This is a genomic window from Pseudomonas sp. B14(2022) (assembly GCF_012030485.1).
In the GTDB taxonomy this organism is placed as follows: Bacteria; Pseudomonadota; Gammaproteobacteria; order Pseudomonadales; family Pseudomonadaceae; genus Aquipseudomonas.
In genome coordinates this window covers 388,363-408,142 of sequence record NZ_JAAUVM010000004.1, presented here as the reverse complement: position 1 = coordinate 408,142, position 19,780 = coordinate 388,363, and the positions used below count along the sequence as shown (strand labels likewise).

12 protein-coding genes and 2 pseudogenes are annotated in these 19,780 nt (G+C 52.9%); 11 read left to right on the top strand and 3 right to left on the bottom strand.

The window, feature by feature from the left end; translation table 11 throughout:
• The first annotated feature begins 38 nt into the window (after positions 1-38).
• Positions 39-3,974, top strand: a complete 3,936-nt coding sequence (locus tag HCF10_RS09735) for a YobI family P-loop NTPase (protein WP_167655380.1) — start codon at positions 39-41, stop codon at positions 3,972-3,974.
• 349 nt (positions 3,975-4,323) lie between these two features.
• On the opposite strand, the gene HCF10_RS09730 is transcribed toward HCF10_RS09735, so the two are convergent.
• Positions 4,324-5,382, bottom strand: a complete 1,059-nt coding sequence (locus tag HCF10_RS09730) for a hypothetical protein (RefSeq protein ID WP_237683090.1) — start codon at positions 5,380-5,382, stop codon at positions 4,324-4,326.
• A gap of 191 nt (positions 5,383-5,573) precedes the next feature.
• On the opposite strand from HCF10_RS09730, the gene HCF10_RS09725 reads away from it, so the two are divergent.
• The 3 genes from HCF10_RS09725 (at position 5,574) to HCF10_RS31365 (ending at position 8,224) form a co-directional block, all read left to right on the top strand.
• The gene (locus HCF10_RS09725) at positions 5,574-6,266 is read left to right on the top strand and encodes an ImmA/IrrE family metallo-endopeptidase (RefSeq protein WP_167655379.1); all 693 of its coding nucleotides are present in this window, start codon (positions 5,574-5,576) and stop codon (positions 6,264-6,266) included.
• Positions 6,267-6,619: 353 nt separating this feature from the next.
• The gene (locus tag HCF10_RS09720) at positions 6,620-7,780 is read left to right on the top strand and encodes a DUF3800 domain-containing protein (protein ID WP_167655378.1); all 1,161 of its coding nucleotides are present in this window, start codon (positions 6,620-6,622) and stop codon (positions 7,778-7,780) included.
• Between the two features lie 252 nt (positions 7,781-8,032).
• The gene (locus HCF10_RS31365; RefSeq protein ID WP_167655377.1) at positions 8,033-8,224 is read left to right on the top strand and encodes an antitoxin Xre/MbcA/ParS toxin-binding domain-containing protein; all 192 of its coding nucleotides are present in this window, start codon (positions 8,033-8,035) and stop codon (positions 8,222-8,224) included.
• Positions 8,225-8,453: 229 nt separating this feature from the next.
• Here HCF10_RS31365 and HCF10_RS09710 read toward each other — a convergent pair whose 3' ends face one another.
• Positions 8,454-9,422: a toll/interleukin-1 receptor domain-containing protein gene (locus tag HCF10_RS09710; protein WP_167655400.1), complete on the bottom strand. Its 969-nt coding sequence runs from the start codon at positions 9,420-9,422 to the stop codon at positions 8,454-8,456.
• A gap of 791 nt (positions 9,423-10,213) precedes the next feature.
• Between HCF10_RS09710 and HCF10_RS09705 the strand changes: the two are divergent.
• The 7 genes and pseudogenes from HCF10_RS09705 to HCF10_RS09675 form a co-directional block, all read left to right on the top strand.
• Positions 10,214-10,426 (top strand): annotated as a pseudogene (locus HCF10_RS09705) (integrase core domain-containing protein); the annotation flags it as partial.
• 367 nt (positions 10,427-10,793) lie between these two features.
• On the top strand, positions 10,794-12,140 hold the full coding sequence (locus HCF10_RS09700) for a hypothetical protein (protein ID WP_167655376.1): 1,347 nt from the start codon (positions 10,794-10,796) through the stop codon (positions 12,138-12,140).
• Positions 12,137-13,489, top strand: a complete 1,353-nt coding sequence (locus tag HCF10_RS09695; protein WP_167655375.1) for a pre-toxin TG domain-containing protein — start codon at positions 12,137-12,139, stop codon at positions 13,487-13,489. The genes HCF10_RS09700 and HCF10_RS09695 overlap by 4 nt, the downstream gene beginning before the upstream one ends.
• 587 nt (positions 13,490-14,076) lie before the next feature.
• Positions 14,077-14,733, top strand: a pseudogene (gene istA / locus HCF10_RS09690) (IS21 family transposase); the annotation flags it as partial.
• 174 nt (positions 14,734-14,907) lie between these two features.
• Positions 14,908-15,939 carry a tetratricopeptide repeat protein gene (locus HCF10_RS09685; protein ID WP_237683088.1) on the top strand — a complete coding sequence of 344 codons (1,032 nt, stop codon included), beginning with the start codon at positions 14,908-14,910 and terminating at the stop codon, positions 15,937-15,939.
• Between the two features lie 626 nt (positions 15,940-16,565).
• The gene (locus HCF10_RS09680; protein ID WP_167655374.1) at positions 16,566-16,856 is read left to right on the top strand and encodes a hypothetical protein; all 291 of its coding nucleotides are present in this window, start codon (positions 16,566-16,568) and stop codon (positions 16,854-16,856) included.
• Positions 16,853-17,131 carry a hypothetical protein gene (locus HCF10_RS09675; RefSeq protein WP_167655373.1) on the top strand — a complete coding sequence of 93 codons (279 nt, stop codon included), beginning with the start codon at positions 16,853-16,855 and terminating at the stop codon, positions 17,129-17,131. The genes HCF10_RS09680 and HCF10_RS09675 overlap by 4 nt, the downstream gene beginning before the upstream one ends.
• A 415-nt stretch (positions 17,132-17,546) precedes the next feature.
• On the opposite strand, the gene HCF10_RS09670 is transcribed toward HCF10_RS09675, so the two are convergent.
• Complete coding sequence (locus HCF10_RS09670) at positions 17,547-18,734, bottom strand: hypothetical protein (protein ID WP_167655372.1); 1,188 nt, start codon at positions 18,732-18,734, stop codon at positions 17,547-17,549.
• Positions 18,735-19,780: the final 1,046 nt, after the last annotated feature.

Sequence of the window (19,780 nt, the reverse complement as noted above, 5' to 3'; positions counted from 1 at the left end):
TGAACGCCTGGTAGCTGCCAGCCTGCTTGGAGACACGGATGTTCATTCACTTGCGCGCCTTCTATAACCGGGCATCAGATGCCTCTAACGCTTGGACTAATAAGACTCGCAGTAAGCTAGCCGCTTTGAAGCGGTACCCACGCGCGGCCGTCAGCGCCTATCAGGCCGCACGTGCGTTCTTGGCCGCGCCCTCTCATGAGAATCTGTTCCAGCCGCTAACCCCAGTACTCATCGAACCTGGGAAGATCCAGCGGTATGAGCGTGAGTTACTGAATGGGCTGAGGAACGATCAAGTAAGGAACATCGCGATCACCGGGGAGTACGGGGCAGGGAAGAGCAGCGTGCTTCGAACCTTCGTCCATCGCCACCCTGAATTCGTCTACGCGTTTGTTTCGCTAGCCACATTTGGCAAGGACACCGAGATCTCTGGGGCGTATGAGCTTGTTACCGATACCGACGCGGCCTCGGAATCTCCGCGCTCATCCGAGCCAGGACAGGAATCCAAAGCCGAGGAAAATAAGGCTGAATCCGATCTTGTTGCCCGGATCGAGGAGACGATCGTCCAGCAGCTCCTGTATGCCGTCCCTGCAAAGACACTCCCCAAGACTCGCCTTAAGAGGATCGACCAGGCATCTGGCCTGAAAATCTGGTGGAAAACCCTCTGCTATGGCCTCCTCATTGTGGCGGCGCTGAGACTGTACGTTCCTGTGGCAGAGAAGCTGCCCAAGATTGAGCCAGCCTGGCTCCTGGAATGGCTGCTATGGATCCCAAACCCGCTCGCCGTCGGAGTCGCCGCGTTAGGGTGCATACACTTGCTACACACGTGCCTGCGTCTGAGTTCGCTGTTCAGTATTGATGGTTTGACAATCAAAGGTGGCAAGCTGGAGACCACCCACCATGGCTCCGTCCTACACAAAAATATCGATGAGATCATTTACTGCTTTGAGCGAAGCAGCATTGACGTGGTGATCATTGAGGATCTCGACCGATTCGGCATTCATGACGTGTTCACCCGATTGCGGGAAATCAATTTCATCATCAAGCAATCACCTCAGGTGAAACGCCCCGTCTATTTCGTCTACGCGCTGCGCGATGAAATGTTCGTCGTCGGCGAGAAAACCAAGTTTTTTGACCTCATTGTCCCAGTGATCCCCGTCATCAACTCGGAAAACTCCCAAGAGAAGATGATGGAGCTTCTGAACCTTCGAACCTTCAAATCGAAACCCATGGGCGAACACCTCGACCGTCGACTGGTGGAGACGGCCTGCTACTACATCGATGACCTCCGGCTGGTGAAAAATATCGTCAATGAATTCGATATGTTTTCAAATATCCTTGCCAGCGGCCTACGCCTAGAGCCAGACAAGCTGTTTGCGATAGTCGCCATTCGCAATCTGCATCCAGGGGCGTACGCCGACTTGGTCAAACGGCGGGGGGCGATCTATGGGGTCATCAAGGGCCTCGATACCTGGAAAATCCAGCAGAACAGCACCAATGCAAAGCGACTTGATGACTTGCGGCGTGAGCGAGATGAGCGAGTCTCCGAGCTGGCCAACAATGTCGCTGAGCTGAGGGCCTACGTTTGGTTCACGATCCTTCGTTTGACCGGCACTGAGATAGCCACCCACGTTCAAATCGGTGGTACCTATTACACGGCACAGCAATTTGTAACCGAAGAGGTATTCGACTCACTGAAAAATCAAGCCATTCAGCTGTCAACCGTTGCCCTGAATCAGTACGGTCAGATGTTTAATCGCTCAGCTAGTAGCGTTTCAATGACTGAGGTGCTCAACGCTACGTCTTATGAGCGGCGTCATGCTTTGCTTGGGCGGCGACTTGGCACAATCGCGGACGAAATCGCAGCGGTGCAGAGGGAATCGGATCAGGTCATCAGGATGTCGTTTACGACCGCCGTCAAGAAAGGGTATGGAGAGTTCGTAAGGAGCAATCTTCCAGGCTTGGATGTCGTGAGCTATCTGATGCAGCATGGCTTTCTCGATGCCGACTACACCGACTACCTAGGTTATTTCTATCAGGGATCGCTGACGCCTGGTGACAAAGATCTGATCCTTTCATTGAGACGTGGTGTGCTGCCTGAGGTATCCACCCTTGTCGACAGTCCGGTTACCGTGCTGGAGAAGCTTAAGAGTGACGAGCTCGACGAGGGTAGGGGGATCGTAGTCGATTTGATAGCCTGTCTCAGCGCCCGACCAACCTCGCTCACAGCTGACTCAGCAGACACACAGCTAAGCCATATACTGAGGAGCGGTCTGGACGAGCACACCGAACGAATGGCCATCGCAGTGCGCGAGCTTTTGAGTCGAACAGACGCGACTGGATTCATTCGCGCCGTGTACCGCCTCGAACCCAAACTGTTTCATAGCCTTTTCGACGCTAGGGACACGGGGGACGCTGGCGGCGTTTTTGAAGGAAGCGAGGCCCGTCAGTCCCTCGTCAAAGCAATCGTCGACAACCTTCCGGAATCCGATTTCAAGACCCTGGCCGATGACGTTTCAACGGATTTGATTCCTACGATCAATTGGCTGGAAGATGCTTCACGACTGATGCCAGGATTAGAGAGCAATGTGGAAGCCTGGGCGTGGCTCAGGGCTTACCCAGTCCAGTTTGCCTCACTGGGCCATACGATGAGTCTCGCAGACCTCGAAAGACTGATCGAATGGCGCTGCATCAAGATCAACCTCCCAATGCTATCGCTGATATGCGCGAAGTCGGAAGCTGGACAGGATTCTAAAGACGCCAAATCCGAACCAGCAGATGTGGGCATCGTGTCCTTGCGTAGGCTGCAGGCTTTGGGAATTAATGGGCTCGGTAATTATCTGCTCTCTCACGCCGATGAGCTCGGTAGCGCATTACTAGATCAGTCTGCTGTCCTGGATGAATCAAGCGACTCCTTGGCCAGTTTACTAGCAGAACTGGACGCGGATCATGACCTGACAAATAGACTCTTCGATCACACGACCTGTGACCTACACGCACTCACTGACGCCCCGAGACATCTTTGGACAAAGGCACTTGAGAGTGATCGCCTGGTGGCCAAAGCTGATGCAGTGTGGATTTTTTTTGAGAAAGTCATTGGGCCAGACGGCCACCTCTCGGACGAAGAAATCGGATCGGAACCCACAACGGTATTCACCGGTTTCATCGCTCGGAATGCTTCGTCTCTCAAGGGCACGCTGTGGCAGTCAACGAGCGCAGACTGGTCGCTGCAACAGTATCTTCTGAGCGCCACCAGTATCAGTAATGACGTGCTCCAGGTACTGCTCGATGGCGTCGTGCTTCAAGACCTATCAATGATAAAAGCAGCGCTACCTGAGGGGCGCTGGGGCATGCTGGTAGCCTCATCATTTTTGCCATACAGCTCGGAAGTCAGGGAGATCGTACTGAATACTTGCCCACACCTCGAAGGCAAGTACCTGGATGAACGGTGGGATCTAGCAAAGGCAGAGATCGATATCAGCTCGCTTCAGCTCGACTCGATGCTCACGCTGAGCAAAAGCAAAGCGCTGTCACTCACACAGAAAATTCAGATGTGGTCAGGGCTTAGCCTGGAGACGATTGAAAGCAAACCGGAAGCGGTTTCAGAGCTCGGCCGTGTATCTATGCTGGCCAATCAAGCTGGCGCAAGGTTTGCTGATCCGCTGATGCCTGTGCTGCGACATCTGGTTCGCAACGCGAGCCTCACCCCGGAGCAGCGCTCTGAAATGCTGACACAATGTCTTCCTGGGATGAAGTGGCCGGACGTTGCTGCGGCTCTAGGGTTGCTCGACGATGAGGACTTCAAAGCCGTGAGCGCAAATGTCAAGAAAATCAAGGTAAGAAAGACCGAGTCAAACCGAAGGTTGGTCAACGCGATGAAATCTGAAGGGTACTTGGCAACGGTGACCACAAAGGACGACGTCATCATCGCAACCACCAGGCCCTCGTCAATGACATCTGAGGACGGATGGCTCTAGCCTGAGCGTTGAAGGTCGCAGCTTAGCGACCACCGTACAGTGCCACATAGGGCTTCATACTGACCTGCGTGGGAATAACCCGACCCTCGCACATGACTTCTCTGGCTTCTCGTAAAAGCAGCATGGGCGAGGGGAATGCTAATGTGAAGCATGGGGCTGTTCCTGTGCCCGCAGGCGGGCGATTCTGGAGCTGTAACGTGGATACAAACCAATTCGATAGGCCCCTAAGCCTTGACGCTCTAGGACTGCTTCTCCCGGGATAGTCTGAGCGCGTTAGGGCTCGCTTAGCATCCATGGCAGGCCCGAACCACCATCCGCATATGCTTCGGGGTTGCTCAGGCTTCACTAACTACTTGTCATACTTGGAAGGCAATGGGCAGTCGTAGTTAACGTCAATCATGTCCAAGTTCTTCAGCTCGAAATTGGCGTAGCTCGTCCCCTGTGACGTTCGCACTGTGGGTTGCCCGTACAGAAACACAAACGCAGTTGGTTTGGGCTGTTGGGAGATCTTTGAAAGCCTGGTAGCCATGAGGTTTTTGAGTTTGTAGCGCTCGACGAGCGTGTCCGAAACGAAGCTTGAGGTCGTCAGGCTTTCGGTTCCGCGCATCAAGCATTTCTTGAACTTGATCCGGTACGCGTCGTTTTTCCTAGTGCGATCGATGTAGGCCCACCCATAGTAGATGACGGGGTGCACGGGGAGGTCATTCAGATCCTGCTCCCAGATGCATTTAAAAATGCTGTCGTAGTCCACGTCCTGGCCGGCAATATTGAGTCGGCGAAACTCCAAGGTGTTGTCGGATCGATATCGGATATACCGGCTTACTACAGAGCGCACGGAGTAAATGGGGCCTACGATCCCGGATTCACCCAGCTTGGTCGTGTAAGACCTTGTGTTTCTAGCGCGTTGTTTCGCCACATGCACATCAGCGCTGGGATCCTGAGTAGGCTCGTCATAGTACGAGTCGGGTCGATCAAGCTTGAACACGTCAACAATGGACTCATCGACGGTTTTGCGCTCCTGCCCGTCGGGGCCGTTCGGCTCAACCTCAAGGTCGATCGCCTTCCCGTTGGTGATCCCGCATACCTCACTATGCTCTCCGTAAACCTTGAAGTGCGGCACGACCCGCATGCTCTGCACGTCCTTGTCCAAATTCGCACAGGTCACCTGGGCTGCACAGTCCGCTCCAGGGCAAACGAAGGCTCGTTTATTGGTAATAACACCTGCCCAAAACAGGTCATAGGCTCGATCGGGGTCGACAAAGTCTCCAGCCTCAATGCTAAACGCAACATCCAATGCCATGTTTCTTGTCAAACCTCCTGAAATCCTTTTGATGGCCCCCAACGCTACAACGGGCGACATCAAGGGCTCGATGTGTTGATAGCGGTCTGGCACGCCCTCATCGGCCATCGCGGTGGCCGAATCCTCGCACACAACGTGGAGCAGGGCGACCCTAAAGATGGCGAAATGAAATCACTTTATTTCTTATGCCAAACTCCTCAACCGTTCATCGGGAAACCCATATACTGGGTTAGCCACATATTGAAACCACTACATATTGGGCTAGATTATATCTTACAGCCTACATGTGGTGTTCTGCGATGAACGAAGCTTCAATCGAGAAAGCAGCGACTGACCTGCTCATGCAGATTTACCGTGATCGCCGGTACCTCTGGCCAGATCAAGAAACTTCGCCGATGATGATGCGCAGCCCCCGTATCGCCGCTATGGTCTGCGGCTACGACTATCATGAACATCCCACACTGGGGGAGACCCAGTTCAACCGGCATAATACCGGTACTCGCATTGCTGGCCTGATTGACCGTCAATCGAACAAGATCGCTGTCGCTACCGAGTTTGGTGACAAAGTTCAGCTCTTCACGGGTGCCCATGAAATCGGCCATCTTGTGCTGCATGAGGACACCGTCATGCATCGCGACCGCGCGTTTGATGGCAGCCCGTTGCAAACACCACGTGCACCTGCAGAGCGACAAGCCGATCGCTTCGCGGCCTGCTTCCTCATGCCTCAAAAGCTGGTGAGGGAACGGTTCGAATTCATGTTCTGCTGCAAGGGGCAATTGCGCTTCAGCGACGTGATTGCCTATCACCTCGACCCCAACAATCCGGATCGGCTCCTCTACGCCCCAAAAGACTCGGGAGAACGTGAGCTGTCGCTGGCGCGATGCACCCGCTTCAACAACCAGAACCTGGTGTCACTTGTCCAGCAATTCGGCGTCTCGGATTCGGCGATGGCCATCCGGCTCAAGGAACTGGAGTTGGTGCGATGGCCATAAAGCGAGCAGGGATCACAGCATATTCAGAGTGTGGATCGTCGGTAGCGATAAGAGGGATTGGGAAGGCAGCCTCCTTCTTAAAATAAAAAACGGCCCTCGCGAGGGCCCCTTTATGCCCAGTTCCCAGCCTCTTAAGAAAATAGGAGTGTGTAAATCACTTTTTAACACCGTTAACCACCGGGGTTTACAGTGCAAAAAATTGGTTTACACCAGTTCTCGCGCCATGCCCCATGATGTGGCATAAAGCTATCTCATGAGAGAGGACAGGTTTGAGGGCGCCACCTTCAGATCGTGGCCCGGAATCTACAATCGGCTATGGCGTCGCCATACGCTCAGGCTGTGGGAGTGAGTGCGTGGGAAGGACATTCGCATTTGTAGACGAGTCGGGCAATCACGATCTCGATACCTCGAAATCGGGTAGCTCCGAGTTCTTTGTGATCTGCTCCGTCATCGTCACTGAAACGGATTTACCGAAAGCTTACGAGCTTGCTGGCCTAGCCAGGGCGAGGCATTTCCAGTCGGGGGAGATCAAGTCCAGCAAACTCAGAGCCAAGGACGCGGATCGGCGCCGGCGGATTCTCGTTGATCTCGCAGAGCTACCGCTCAAACTCTTTCTCACAGTGGTAGACAAGCGTCGGGTCTACCAGGACGGGGGGCTGCAGTTCAAGCAGTCTTTCATCAAGCACGTGAATAACCTTCTGTATTCGCGGCTCTTTGATCATTGTACCGACCTGCACATGACAGTGGACGAGCATGGCGGCCCCGAGTTTCAGGCCAGCCTGAGGGACTACGTATCGGAACGCTATTCGGGAGATCTCTTCCGTGACACCGCGTTTCAGACCAAGAGCAGTAAAGACGACGTTCTGATCCAGGTAGCGGACTTCTTCGCGGGTAGTGTCGCGCACATCTACGAGGGTAAGGCTAGCGGCGAAGTTGTCGAGGCTTACAGGAACATCCTGCGCAGCCGAACACTAGGCATTTTGGAATGGCCACCGCGCTATCAGTCGTTGATTCCGCCTCCTATGGACGAATCAGCGCTGGCCGATCACCGCGTCCATCAACAGGCCCTTAAGCAAGCCGATAAATTCCAATCCAAGGTTGGGCAGCACCCTGATGAGGACGAACGTCTTCAGATTTGCATCCTGGACTACCTACGCTTCAGGAGCGATTTCGTCGCCGATGAATATGTCTCCACGGGTGACATAGCCAAGCACCTCGCGGACAGGGGGTTCCATGGTCTTTCGGATCAGAAGATCAGATCAAGTGGGATTGCGAAGCTGCGCGACGCTGAGGTCATCATCGCCAGCGCTGCCAAGGGCTATAAGATCCCCCGAGCGCGGGCTGACATAAACGATTTTCTGGAACTGGCCTCAAGCCAGATTTTGCCGCTGCTTGACCGAATCAAGAAAGCGCGGGATGTCTACCGCCTCAGCAGCATCGGAGACTATGACATCTTGGGAGCGGATCAGTACTCGGAAATCAGAAAGCTGCTCCAGTCGTTGGAACCGCTGTGATCGACGACCTTACCTTGTCGACGCTTGCGCATTATTCCACCTCCATCATTTTGGGCGGCTTCGGCACCGACAGTATTGCAGTCTAACTTAGGTCGCTTCGGGAAAGTGGATTGATACTCTTATGAAATGAGTGCTCAGGTATGAGGTTGGCTAGGCCAGAGCTCATGGAGCTCCTACTGGGCGCAACCCCCCCGTGGTTGACGTCTAGCCAGGCTCACACGGTGATGGCGAATTCGATAGTGCGGAGGGGTTGTGCAAAATTTCGATCTTGTGTGGCAAAAAGCTGAAACGGTGTTCGGCGACAAAGCCAGAGCAGCCGTGTGGCTGTCGACGCCCAGGAACCTCTTCGATGGCATGACCCCCCTGGAGTTCGTGAAAGATCAGGAGAGCTTAGATCAGGTTATTGAAGTGCTGACGCAAATCGATCATGGATATGCCAGCTGATAAATAACGGGCTTGCCGTAGAGTCGATTGATCCGTTTCTGTCATCTCAGCAGAAAACTTCACCTGGTGCTGGCTACGGAAACCTCCGCCACCACTAGCTGAGCCGATGCGGTTAATGTGATGTGAGCGAGCCGGACTACTTCCATGATATGAGCCTTCTACGTAGGTCGTACGCTATGGTCGCGGGTGTAAGCGAGAACGGTGCACCGTGGTCTGGCGAATACTTGACTCAACGATTGCGTTGGAGCGGTGCAATCAACAGGCTCCAAAGAGTTTCGGCACCACCTTCTTGAGAAAGCTTCTGGTCTTGCCGAGTATGAAACGACATACCGAGTGTCTTCAGGTATAGAGATTGATCGTCCGTATCAACCGTTAGCGCCTCGTTGTATGAGCCCCCGCCAAACGAATCCCCATGGCTGTAGTAGATCCCCGCGCCTAGCTGGCCACCGGTGAACACAGTTGCCTTCGCAACGTCATGACCATCCTTGTAGATACTCGCAGCAAAGCGATTGGCATCTACACGACGGAAGACCCCTTCATACCCTGCGTTCCGTGCCTGGAGCTCCGTCAGTGAATTTTCAAAATAACGGGAGATGTACTCGAAGCTGTCGAGCAGAAAGCGGTCTTTGTCCAGCTGGGTATAGCTTTTAGCCATCCGCAGGTTGCTTGATCTAGGGCCAGGCGGTGTCGAAGGGAAGGGCGCTGCACCCATAGAAAAATCGTCGCGGTCAGATCGCACGGATGTCGCCGTTGGGCTGAGGCTGCATCGCTCGGCGGCCTTGCGCACCTCCTTTGCCACTTGCAGGAATGCTTCGTCCTGATTCGGCCACAGCGTCACTGGCTTGCCGTCTTGAGGCGTGCCAAGCAGCTTGCCAAACGGGGCATGGTGCCAATCGCATGGGCGAAGAATTACGGGGATGACGATCGCCTCCTTAGCAGCATGGCGCTCCATCGCGCGGGCCATCTCGATGTTGTAGCAGTAGTCTGAGGCGATGAAGTCGGGGCTAACCAGCAACAAAATGATTTCATCACTGTTGATGTGATCGTCAATGGCTGCATCGATCTCTTGACCGGCGCCGATTCTGCGGTCGTGCCAAGTCTCGATGACCCGCTGGCGCTTGAGCATCGACAGCTGCTTTTCCAGTTGGTCGCGTAGCGCCTCGTCGGCATGGCAGTAAGAGAAAAAGACGTTCGGCAAAATGGTTACTCCCATCCGTTAGCTGCTCTTCCGATCATATGGTGAGCTCATCGGAGAGTACAGGCCCGGGCTTTGCTGGGCGTTTAATCGAGGCGAAAGCCCGAAACCAACAATCACCAGAAGGAAGTGTGGGTTGTTCGGATCAGTTTGGAAGCCACCTTGTTTCTTTCAGAAGGGATGATGTAGTGCTGATGTTGCCCTGCCATTCGGACAGGGGGTCTTGATCAACGCCGGGTGAGGCAGGGTAGAAGCCCGATGTCGCTTAAACAGTAGGCCGCCTGGGCGTTCTTTCGCCGTGCCTCAATCACCACCTCACGACGACATTTTCAATCAGGAGTCGAACGCGAAGGGTACGGAAAAGGCTCGAAACCTCGCGCTGCGCAGCAGTGGAGTACAGATGTACTACAGAGCCAGCTCAGGTGTTCAGGTTCGCTGGTGCAAAAGCAGCTGGCGCGGACGAGGCCAGCGAGGAGAGGGAAGGTAAAGGCGCGGGCAGATCCACTGAACGAATTACGATACACCGCTGTGCTCTTCAAAATAACAAGCGTGCTGGACACGCCGGGGAAGCTACCCTGCTGCTCCGGATTAAAATAATCGTCGGCAAAGCCCGGTCAGATCTGGGTAATTGCATTGATTTGACCAGTCATTTGCATTCGACTTGACCAGTCGTTTGCATAGGCCGTAGCCACCACATCGCTGTCGAGGTCAGCGTTTGCGGCCCCACCGTCATGGCCCAAGCGAGCAGCATCTCGGGCTGAGTATCTTGGACATGAGCGTGACTGGGGGAAAGATGCTCACTCAACGCCCCGTTGGAGCGCTTCTTTCGTAGCCTGAAAACGGAGTGGATACCGACAGTGGGGTACATGAGCGCGTCACTGCCCCAACAGGATATCGGTCAGTTCATGATGCAGCGCTACAACTGGCAGCGGCCGCATCAGTTCAACGAGGGGTTACCGCCTGCGGTCGCCGAGGAAAAACTTAACGCAGTGTCCGGGATCAGTTGACCACTACAGCCGGGAGAGCCAGGGCGCAGAGATAGGCCGGCTGCGCCGAAAAGGCCGCCGGCTAACGCCGGAGAGCTGCAGGGCTCAGCCCGGCAGGGTGGCCGCCCAGGTGCCGAAGAGATAGGCCGGCTAACGCCGGAAAGCTGCAGGGCACAGCCCGGCTGCGCCGGAAATGCAAATGCGCGACGCGCGAGGCGCGTGGCCCTTCGGGCCAGAGCAAAAGCCCGAGCCAGAGCTAGGCGCCCCTACGGGGCGAACAATCGATCAGATGTGGCCTTGCAAAATGCAAAAATAGCGCTTTGATATCAGAAGGCATCTTGTGGTGTGGTAATAGGAGTGCCGAATAAGAACACAGGAGATCACATCTATGAGTAATAAGGCCTGGCTCAAAAATGCAATCATATTTTCAATCGTAAGTGGAATAAGTTCCACCTTTTATGGTTGTGGAGACCTAGATTTTGCCTGCAAAAGCGGAGTAAACATACCATTACCTCAACTTCCTAAAGCCCCTGAGCTTCCTAAACTTCCTCCGATAACAATTCCAGACCCGAGAAAAACAATTGAAGATCTAGGGCAAGCCTCAGAGAAGGCGGTTCAAGATATTGGGAAAACTGTCGAAAAAGCAGTAAACGACGCCGGGAAAAATATTGAAAAAGGAGCGCAAGACGCAGGTAAGGCCTTGGAAAAGGGTGTACAGGACTCTGGAATGGCATTGGAAAAAGCAGCCCAAGACACAGGGAAAACATTAGAGAAAGCAGGTCAAGACATAGGGAAGTTTCTTGAGCAGGCAACGAATTTTAGTTTGAGCTGTAAATTGCCTGGATCTAAGCCGGATGATTTACAGAAAGATTACAAACAAAGCTGTCAGTCGAATTACGACAAATACAAAAATGATGTTGATGTTTGCAACAAGGCGGGAGGGGTTAGTCTAATAGCAGCAGTTGCTGCTAGCGGCCCTCTCACTTGGACTCAGTCGGCAGGTGCAACCTATGTGCTGGCCAAGATCGCGTTTGAAATGTGTGAGAATGCGTGTAGGTCTCAATCAAGTATGTACCAATGCATTTCAGACGTGGACAAGGGATATCAAGGGAAAATTAAGGAAGTCGATGATTTAGCCAAGAAAAATGATGCGGAAACTCTAAAGCAAGAAAAAATAGATTGCTTGAGAATAGCCTATTCCATTGAGCGTCTTTTGATAATGGACACAGTTTTGTTGAGCTGCAAGGCGAAAGATAGTTGCAATTCTGACAGCGAGGAATATAAGAAGTCATTTGAATTGGCGACTAGGGCTGCACTGAAAGACATTGACGACCGGCGTGAGAATGCAGAGAAACTGATTATGTCCGGGGCGAATGCAGAGCTAGAGTATGGAGAATATATCGCCGAGCCGTCAGTAATATCTTCTGTAGCAGTTTATCAAAATGGATCTCAGGACGAGAGAACCTGCTACATTAGCAACCCGAAATTCATTGTAAATGTGAAAGCGGTGAATGCCGGCCCTCTGAAGGTGAAATTCTTGGTGTACAGGCAGGGAATCACACAGCCGAAGGTGATTGATACTGAATCTAAAAGTAAATCTATCCCAATAGATATAGCTGGCCTTGGCTTGGGGAAATGGAGGATAGATGTCGTTGGGGCGGACTTGAAGAAGCTGGCTTCATACGGAGTTATCTATAGAATAGATCCGCAATCTGGTGGAGTTTCCCAGCAATGAGTGCGAATGTTTATAGGCCGCTAGCTTACGCCGTGCTGGCGCTTTTCCATATTTCAGCTTTTGCCGGTGGCTCTTTAGTTTGCAACTATTATACAGGCAGAGGCTGTAACAACCCGCCAGGGCAAGAGGCTCCAGTCGACCAGCAGCGAAACGATACACTCCGACAAGGAATGGATCAGGTGTTCGGCGGTGGTACATCGGGGCCTGTGACTGGGGCAATTGGGGCCTCTCCGTCTATGCCTCCGCAAGAGGTTATAAATAGAAAGTCCGAAGAGGAGAAGGCGAGAGCCGCTGAGATCTCCAAGAAATGGGAGCAGATAAACAGTGCACCCAAAGAAGACATATCCACTGACGAATATCTTAAGATATACAACAAAAAGGACTATTTTGGCGCGCTCGTGCAGTATTCGAAGGATGGAAATCCCGATCATTTAAGGAAATGGTCTTCACAAAATAGCGAATTCAAAGACTTGGCTGGCAAAGCCTACTTTGATCTTGAAACAGTCCCAGCTACAACCCCAGACACTCAAGACATAAAAGCAATAGGGCTAAACGCTGTAGTTTTAGCTGATGCAGCGGAAGCTAAGGGTGATCAAGATTCAACGGCCTACTATTACAGCATCGCTAGATCTGCTGCTGATCTTTTAATAGGGATTGACCCTGTAACAGGAACGGTTAGGGCTTTATACGAGTCGCTCACTGGTCGAAACATGATTACGGGAGAACAACTCTCTAGTCTCGAGTACGGCATTGCAATATTTAGCGTGGCAACCCTCGGGTATGCTGGGGAAATTGCGAGAGGGATAGAGATATTTAAAGATTTGGCGGTTGTAAGCTCCAGAAATATAGTCGCTATTGAAATGGCGGTTAATTACGCCAGGTATATTGCCATTAAGCTTAAGGATTTTATCGGGGCGTCTTCAGTCGAAGAAAAGGTACCTAAATTTCTTAAAATCCTCGTTGAGGCGGCAAGCGGCCCCAGGCTTCGGGCGGAGAAGTTAATGGCAACTCATGAGACCGTGGTCTCTGGAGCTATGCGTGAGTATCCGGAGCTCTACCGGCTTCAAGACGATTTCATTATGAACTACTCGGCTGGTACAGCCACTGTTGAGGAAATGGATGCGGTCGGGAAAGCCTTTGTCGGCGAAGGGGCAGTGAAGAAGCCCTATCCTGGATATGAAGGTAAGTCTATGTACCAGAGTGCTGATGGACGCTACGTGTACCGCGAGCCTGTCATCAAGAAAGGTTCAGGTGCACACCAGGCGAATTTGGAGGTATACGTGTCACCAGAGCGCGCAGCGGGGCGTAGCCAACCGTTGAGCAACGCTCACATCGATATTAAGCCTTAGCAGAGGGGTTGGCGATCAGCCACGAGCAGTAATGTCCATCCTGCAGTCAGCAGCAGATTGGTATTCACCTCGCGGCGGTTGCTGATCAACTTTGTCGTCGTTTAGATGCCCACGTGATGTTCCTCAAATGAAGATTCACGGCGCCTCACCTGAAGGCCCGAGTCGTCCTGAAGAATAGCTTGCCGAGCAATGACGATTCCAAAGCCATACCGGCCTCAGCCGCGCTGAACGCAAACGACTGGTCAAGTCGAATTGAGACAAAACGTCATGCCTGGGGCAGCCCCACGGTTCTCTCACAGCACTGAAAGACAAGTGCGATGAAGTTATACGGAGGTTTTGGTTGTCCCTAGTCTTATGAGCTTACGAGACACGCGTTATGTATCCAATAACACCGGATGGCCGCTATTTGCGGATTCCACGCGCATTTGGACACCCATTCCACGAACACTTGGACAGCGATTCCACGCTGACTTGGACAGTGATTTCTCACTGATCCGACCCACGCTCAGGCAGGCAGCAACGCAGGACTATTCACTACCATCGGCCTCTTTTATCGAAGCGAAGAGGTCGTCGTGGAGCGTATATCCATGCGTAAAATCCGAGAGGTACTACGCCTAAAGTTCGACGCCGGCCTGTCCGTGCGCAAGATCGCCGCCAGCCTGCGCATCAGCAGCGGCAGTGCCGGCAATTACCTGCACCGTTTCAACGTTTGCGGGCTGACTTGGCCGACATCATTGTCGGACGCCGAGCTGGAGCGATGCCTGTTTCCGCCAGCACCAACAGCTCCCAGCGATCAAAGGCCGATGCCTGATTGGGCTTGGGCGCATGCCGAGCTGCGCCGCCCCGGCGTGACTCTGGCTCTGCTCTGGCAAGAGTACCGACTCGCTCATCAGCAAGGCTTTCAATACAGCTGGTTCTGCGAGCACTACCGGCTCTGGGCCGCCAAGGTCGACGTGGTCATGCGCCAGGAACATCGCGCCGGCGAAAAGCTGTTCGTCGATTACGCGGGTCAGACCGTGACGATCATCGACCGGCGAACCGGAGAGATCCGCCAGGCCCAGATCTTCGTCGCCGTCCTCGGCGCCTCCAGCTACACCTTCGCCGAGGCGACCTGGTCGCAGAAACTGCCCGACTGGCTGGGCTCGCACGCCCGCTGTTTTGCTTTTTTCGGCGGCACCGCACAGATCCTGGTGCCCGACAATCTGCGCAGTGGCGTGACCAAGGCGCACCGTTACGAGCCCGATACTTGCTGAGCAATTGCGGCAGGTGTTGAGTGAGAGGCCTGGAGAGTGAGCGAGCATCGTTTGCGAGGCTAATGGCTCCCGCTGGTCGTGTGTGGCTAGGCGCTGAGCAACGAGTACACTATTCGGAATATGCGTCCGCATTCCAGTACGCTCAAATTTCCAAAGGAGTAGGAGATGGGCATTTTTAGCTGGCTGTTCAATGGGCCCAAGGCCGTCAAATTCGATTCCGCAACAAAGCACCAGCCCGCTCAGGCTCAATCCCTAGCCGCTCAGCCAGAGCTACGCGCTACCCCTCAGATCCGACGTGACAAGCATTTTCTCCGAATAGAGTCGCTGGATTTCTCAGGCGTCTATCAACTGTCCAAGTCCAAGAAGTGGGCGATCGCCTGGCGAGATTCTGATCCATCAGCAGGGCGCGGAGGTCATAGGGAGTCCGGATTAGGGGCCTACGTCCTTGCAGATCTGAACAGCGGTACCGTTTCATGCCAGGGGAGCATGCCCAGGCCAAACAATGGACACGTGAGTGACACTGGCATGTTTTGCCTGGAAGATTGGCATTTTGGCAGCACCCTGTCTGGGACATTCAGCGTTTACGATCCCAGCGGCTCTTTGGTCTTCACCAGAGAGCTCACGGCCAATATTCTCACCAGCGGCATTTCTAGGCATGGGAAATACGCATTCTGCGCTACCGCCAACAGCCCGACGGATCATGGCAACAAGGTGTTCCTGTTTGACCTGGTCAATCGGGTCGAAATGTACAGTGCCACCCCGAAGGCCGGATGGCCTGATAGCTACGAAGTGGACGAGAGCACGGGCGAACTCGTGGCGCTGTTCAAGGACATGGGCAGCTTCCGGTACGACATTCATGGCCAATTCGTGGATGCTGATCAGCTCGGCGACGCCAACCTCAGTTCCTCCCGTTACGACCGCATCATCCTCGCTGCAGAAAAAATTTTGGGGGAGGACGACCTGACAGACGAGCGCACCCAGGAAGTCCTGACTGCTGTACAGCGTGCCCGCTCGCTCGGTGCAGATGAAAACCCTGCCTGGAAGCCAACAGCGCTCAAAGTCCAAGGGCTTGCACACGAACAGCTGGGCCAGTACCCCGAAGCAGTACAGGTCTATGAGGAAGCGCTGGCTTTGAATCCAAAAATTGGCGTTAAGCGCAGGCTGGCTTCGGTGAGTAAGCGGATCAACGCTGAGTAGCAGGGGCCGCGACCCATTTACTCCCATTCTCCCATTCGGGTTAATGACCGCTTGGCGCAGCACACTTGCCCCTGCGAATCAGGCTGTGAAGCGCCGCTGCCTTAACGTCCTGATGGCTCTTGGCTGTAAAGGCACGGCTGACTGGGCATTTGAATCTTTGCAGGACGGGCGGCTAAACACCCAAACAGTCGCGTTTGGCCGGTGCGACGACGGCACGGCATAGCAACCAGGGACGTCAGAGGTCAATTATTGGAATAGTCGATTTCTCGCAACCGCACGGGTCTGCGAGCGATCAAGACATGCGGCTCAGGTGTGGTGGGATGTCATCGCTGAGGAAACTGAATTTGCGGCCCGACGGCATGGGGGGCAATTTTTGAGCAGTTTTTCTCTTTCAATATATGCTTAAAACAGTCCTTGGTTGGAGCCACAAATATTGCAGGGCGCCTACGGTTTTTTGGCATTGTACCTATATCTGTAAAAATCTATTGACCCCCCATTTTAACGCAGGGTCTGAGTTACCAAGGTTGCAACAATCTGGATTTTGAATCAGACGGGCGGTACTAGGGTGGAGGGTGGTGCAGTACACTCTCCCTATCGGATCACGAAGGTCAAGCATCGGAGTCCTTATGAGCCCCTCACCACACGGTTTAGTCGGCATCCGCCTCGCAGAAAAGCAGATCGAAACGCTCAGGCAGCGGATTGATACACTCCAGCAGGATCCAGGCTATGCGCAAGACGTGGAATTCTACGGAAAGCTTCAGGGGCTGATGCAAAAATTTGGGTTTACCTCTCAGGATGTGGTGGAGCTGCTGATGTTGAGGGGAGATCTAGAGCTTGCACCGAATCTGACCGTATCGCGTTTGAGGCACATCTTCAGCCTGATCGAGGGTGAGGCCCGCGTAGAGAGGGGGGCATGAAGATGGGTGAGGGCCAAGGCAAAACCATCCATCAGAAGCTGGGCCGGCTGATCGAGCTGAATCAGGACATCGGGCTGCGTTATCGCTTGTCCTGCGAGCTGATGGACGATCCGGGAGTGGCGGATTGCTTAAGGTTTCTTGGGGAGCTCGACCACTTAGCGCTACAGTACGGGTTTAGTCCTAGCGAAATCATTGCGCTGCTGAATGCAGAGGACAAAGAGGGCGCGATAAAAAGATCAGAGCCGGTGGGGTCTGAGCCTCAGATGAAACCTTGAGATGTGTTTCAATAAAGCATTATCGCCTAACTCAACTAAATGAATATTTAGTTGAGTTATATGGTGGCTATGCTACGGATCTCATAATAGTACGAAGCAGCGGCGAAGGGTAACGGAAACCCTGGATTATGAATTCTCAAAACAGTCCGCTCTCCCAGCCGCTGCCCTAGTGGTATTTCTTGACTAGAGTGTATCGAGTAATATTCAACTGCATTATCCGGGCAGGGGAGGCGAGCAACCTTCGGCTCACCAAAAGCTCGGGAGCTGATAGCAGGACTGCCACAAGCTCCAGATGAACCTGCTATTCCGCCAAACCGGCGCCTGATAGATCTCATGAAGATAGGCAAGAATCCACGCGCGCTCTTGCCCTCCTGCAGCTGAGGCTTGGTACCATGTGCAAAGCGTCAAAAGGAAATCATTTTCCGGTCGAAATGCTCTCCACAAGACTCGTGATCGCGTCATGAATAGCGCTTAGCGCCGTTTCTGCATAAATCACAGCACTGGATAGTTCTCCAAGCGCCACCTTCTGGTCGGCCTTTGCCAAATTGGAGACGCATGTAGCCAATAACATCCGGGCGCCAATCTGGTTCACTGCCTCGAAGATTGAGAACTTGGAATCATTCAGCAGAAAATAATCTTTCAGATCATGAAGGCTCTTAAGCGCATAGCGGAAAGCTCGTGGATCTTGCTGAGCCACTGGCTTGTCACTGCGCCGATAAGAACTAACGTAAATGTCATTATAACAAACTATAAGTTCCGCAATATAACTACAAACCTCCACACTTAGCCCAGCATCGGGTTTGTAGACCCAATGACAGTAAACCACATCCCTTGCATTTCTCCATGAAAACCTAGCAAAGTAACCAGCAATTGGTAGGATTACGTCCTCGCGCTCACCATCAAAAATCCATTTGTGAACTTTCAATTTTCGAGTCATTATTGATGAGAATCGCTCCTCGGATATATCAAGCTTTGCGATAGTATCTCGCGCCTCTGTGAGATCGACATAAAGAGGATCTCTATGAGGATGAGGATAAACCGCCAGACGAGGAATTGTTCTTTCGTGCGCATCCCCCTTAGTCAGACTAACATCCAGTGTGTCATGCACAAATGCGCTGGCAAAATTGAACGCAATCTCAACTGATCCCGTTCTAAAATAGTGCTCATAAAAATGACCTGAGAAATCGATTGCTGCCTGGTCATTAGCCAGCCCCGAAACAGTAATCACATATGGTGAAATTTTTAGAAAGTTTTTTGCAGCATCTGCCGAATAACAAGACATAAGAACGACAGCGGACAACGCTGGCTGCGTCGCCTCAACCAGTGCAGCCAGTCGCTTGGATTCGACATAGTGACCCTCGTCGCCTGAGGGCATATCAAGACAGAACCCGCCACTGTCCCCATGGCCAGAAAACTGCAAGATATCATATTTGGTTTGCGCTATCGCCCGCGCCAAATCCTCAAGGGTCGCCGCTTGTTTAAAATCAACTAGCGCCGCCGCTTTTTCTATTTCTATAGCTTGGTTGACGCGTCGTTGCTCGCGATCTAACCGCAGTGGTTCTTCATCAGCTGGACTACTGTACGCAATTAAGATACGACGCATGTCACAATCCTTAAAAATCCATTACCAAGGCGGAAGCAAATTACTCACGAAAAATGATCGCGAATTACAATGCTTAAAAAGATGGCATTTTAGCATGATTCATTTAGAGTGCGAAAGCATAAGTCCCGCAAATCTATAGGCCGGCTCACTCCGACTAAGAGATGTTACTCCTGCTCTATGTCGCGCAAGCTGTTACGGATCCTGTTGATGTATTGAAAGCGGATGGCGAACATACCTACCGAACTCCAGTATTTAGGGCGATGGTGTCCTCGTATTTTAAGCGACCGGGATCAATCACCCGCAACTCTGCCGGCCTTTATCCCCGTACAAGCTGCACCCAAGCGCGCAGCAGAAGAGACGGTGATCATCTAACTGGCTCTGGGCGATAAATCCGTCACCGTAAAATGGCCAGCCTCAGATCCGGACGGCTGCGCGTGTTTTATTCGTGGCCTGGCCCCTAGCGGCGCGACGCTTGAATCAGCGCAAGTTTCATTGGCCGGGCATCCATCGTGGTCCGGAACCAAACCATGTGTTTTTGACCGGTACCGCCAGAAATAAAAAACGATGTTATGGAGATTCGTGAGGCGTTGCTTGCATGCAAAGGCCCGGCCTACAAGGCTTTCGCGCTGGGGACGGTGGGCGTCACCTAAAGCGCCATTTTTACGGGTGGGCCACATCTAGACCGCAGCGGCGGCGATATCGGCAAGCTAAATCGAAATGTACGAGGGTGTCCAGCCTACCGAATGGTGTCGATCCGCTTGGTGCGATGGCCAAAAATGTAGCCTCGATGACCTGATCATCCACCTGAACTCAATGTGCGGTAATTAAGGACTATATTGAAGTTTTACGCATTAAATATTAAAGGTGTCGCGCCTGAGATTTGATGCCATGCACCTAGGATTACTTCCTTGATGCCAAGCATCTAAGTTCGCTTCCAGCAAACTTTTGGAGCCACTTGTCCGATTTCTTCGGCATGTTTAGTGAGGCGTGGTTTCATGGTACATGGAAGCAAATTTACAAGCGTCGATTCCTGAATGACTTTCTCA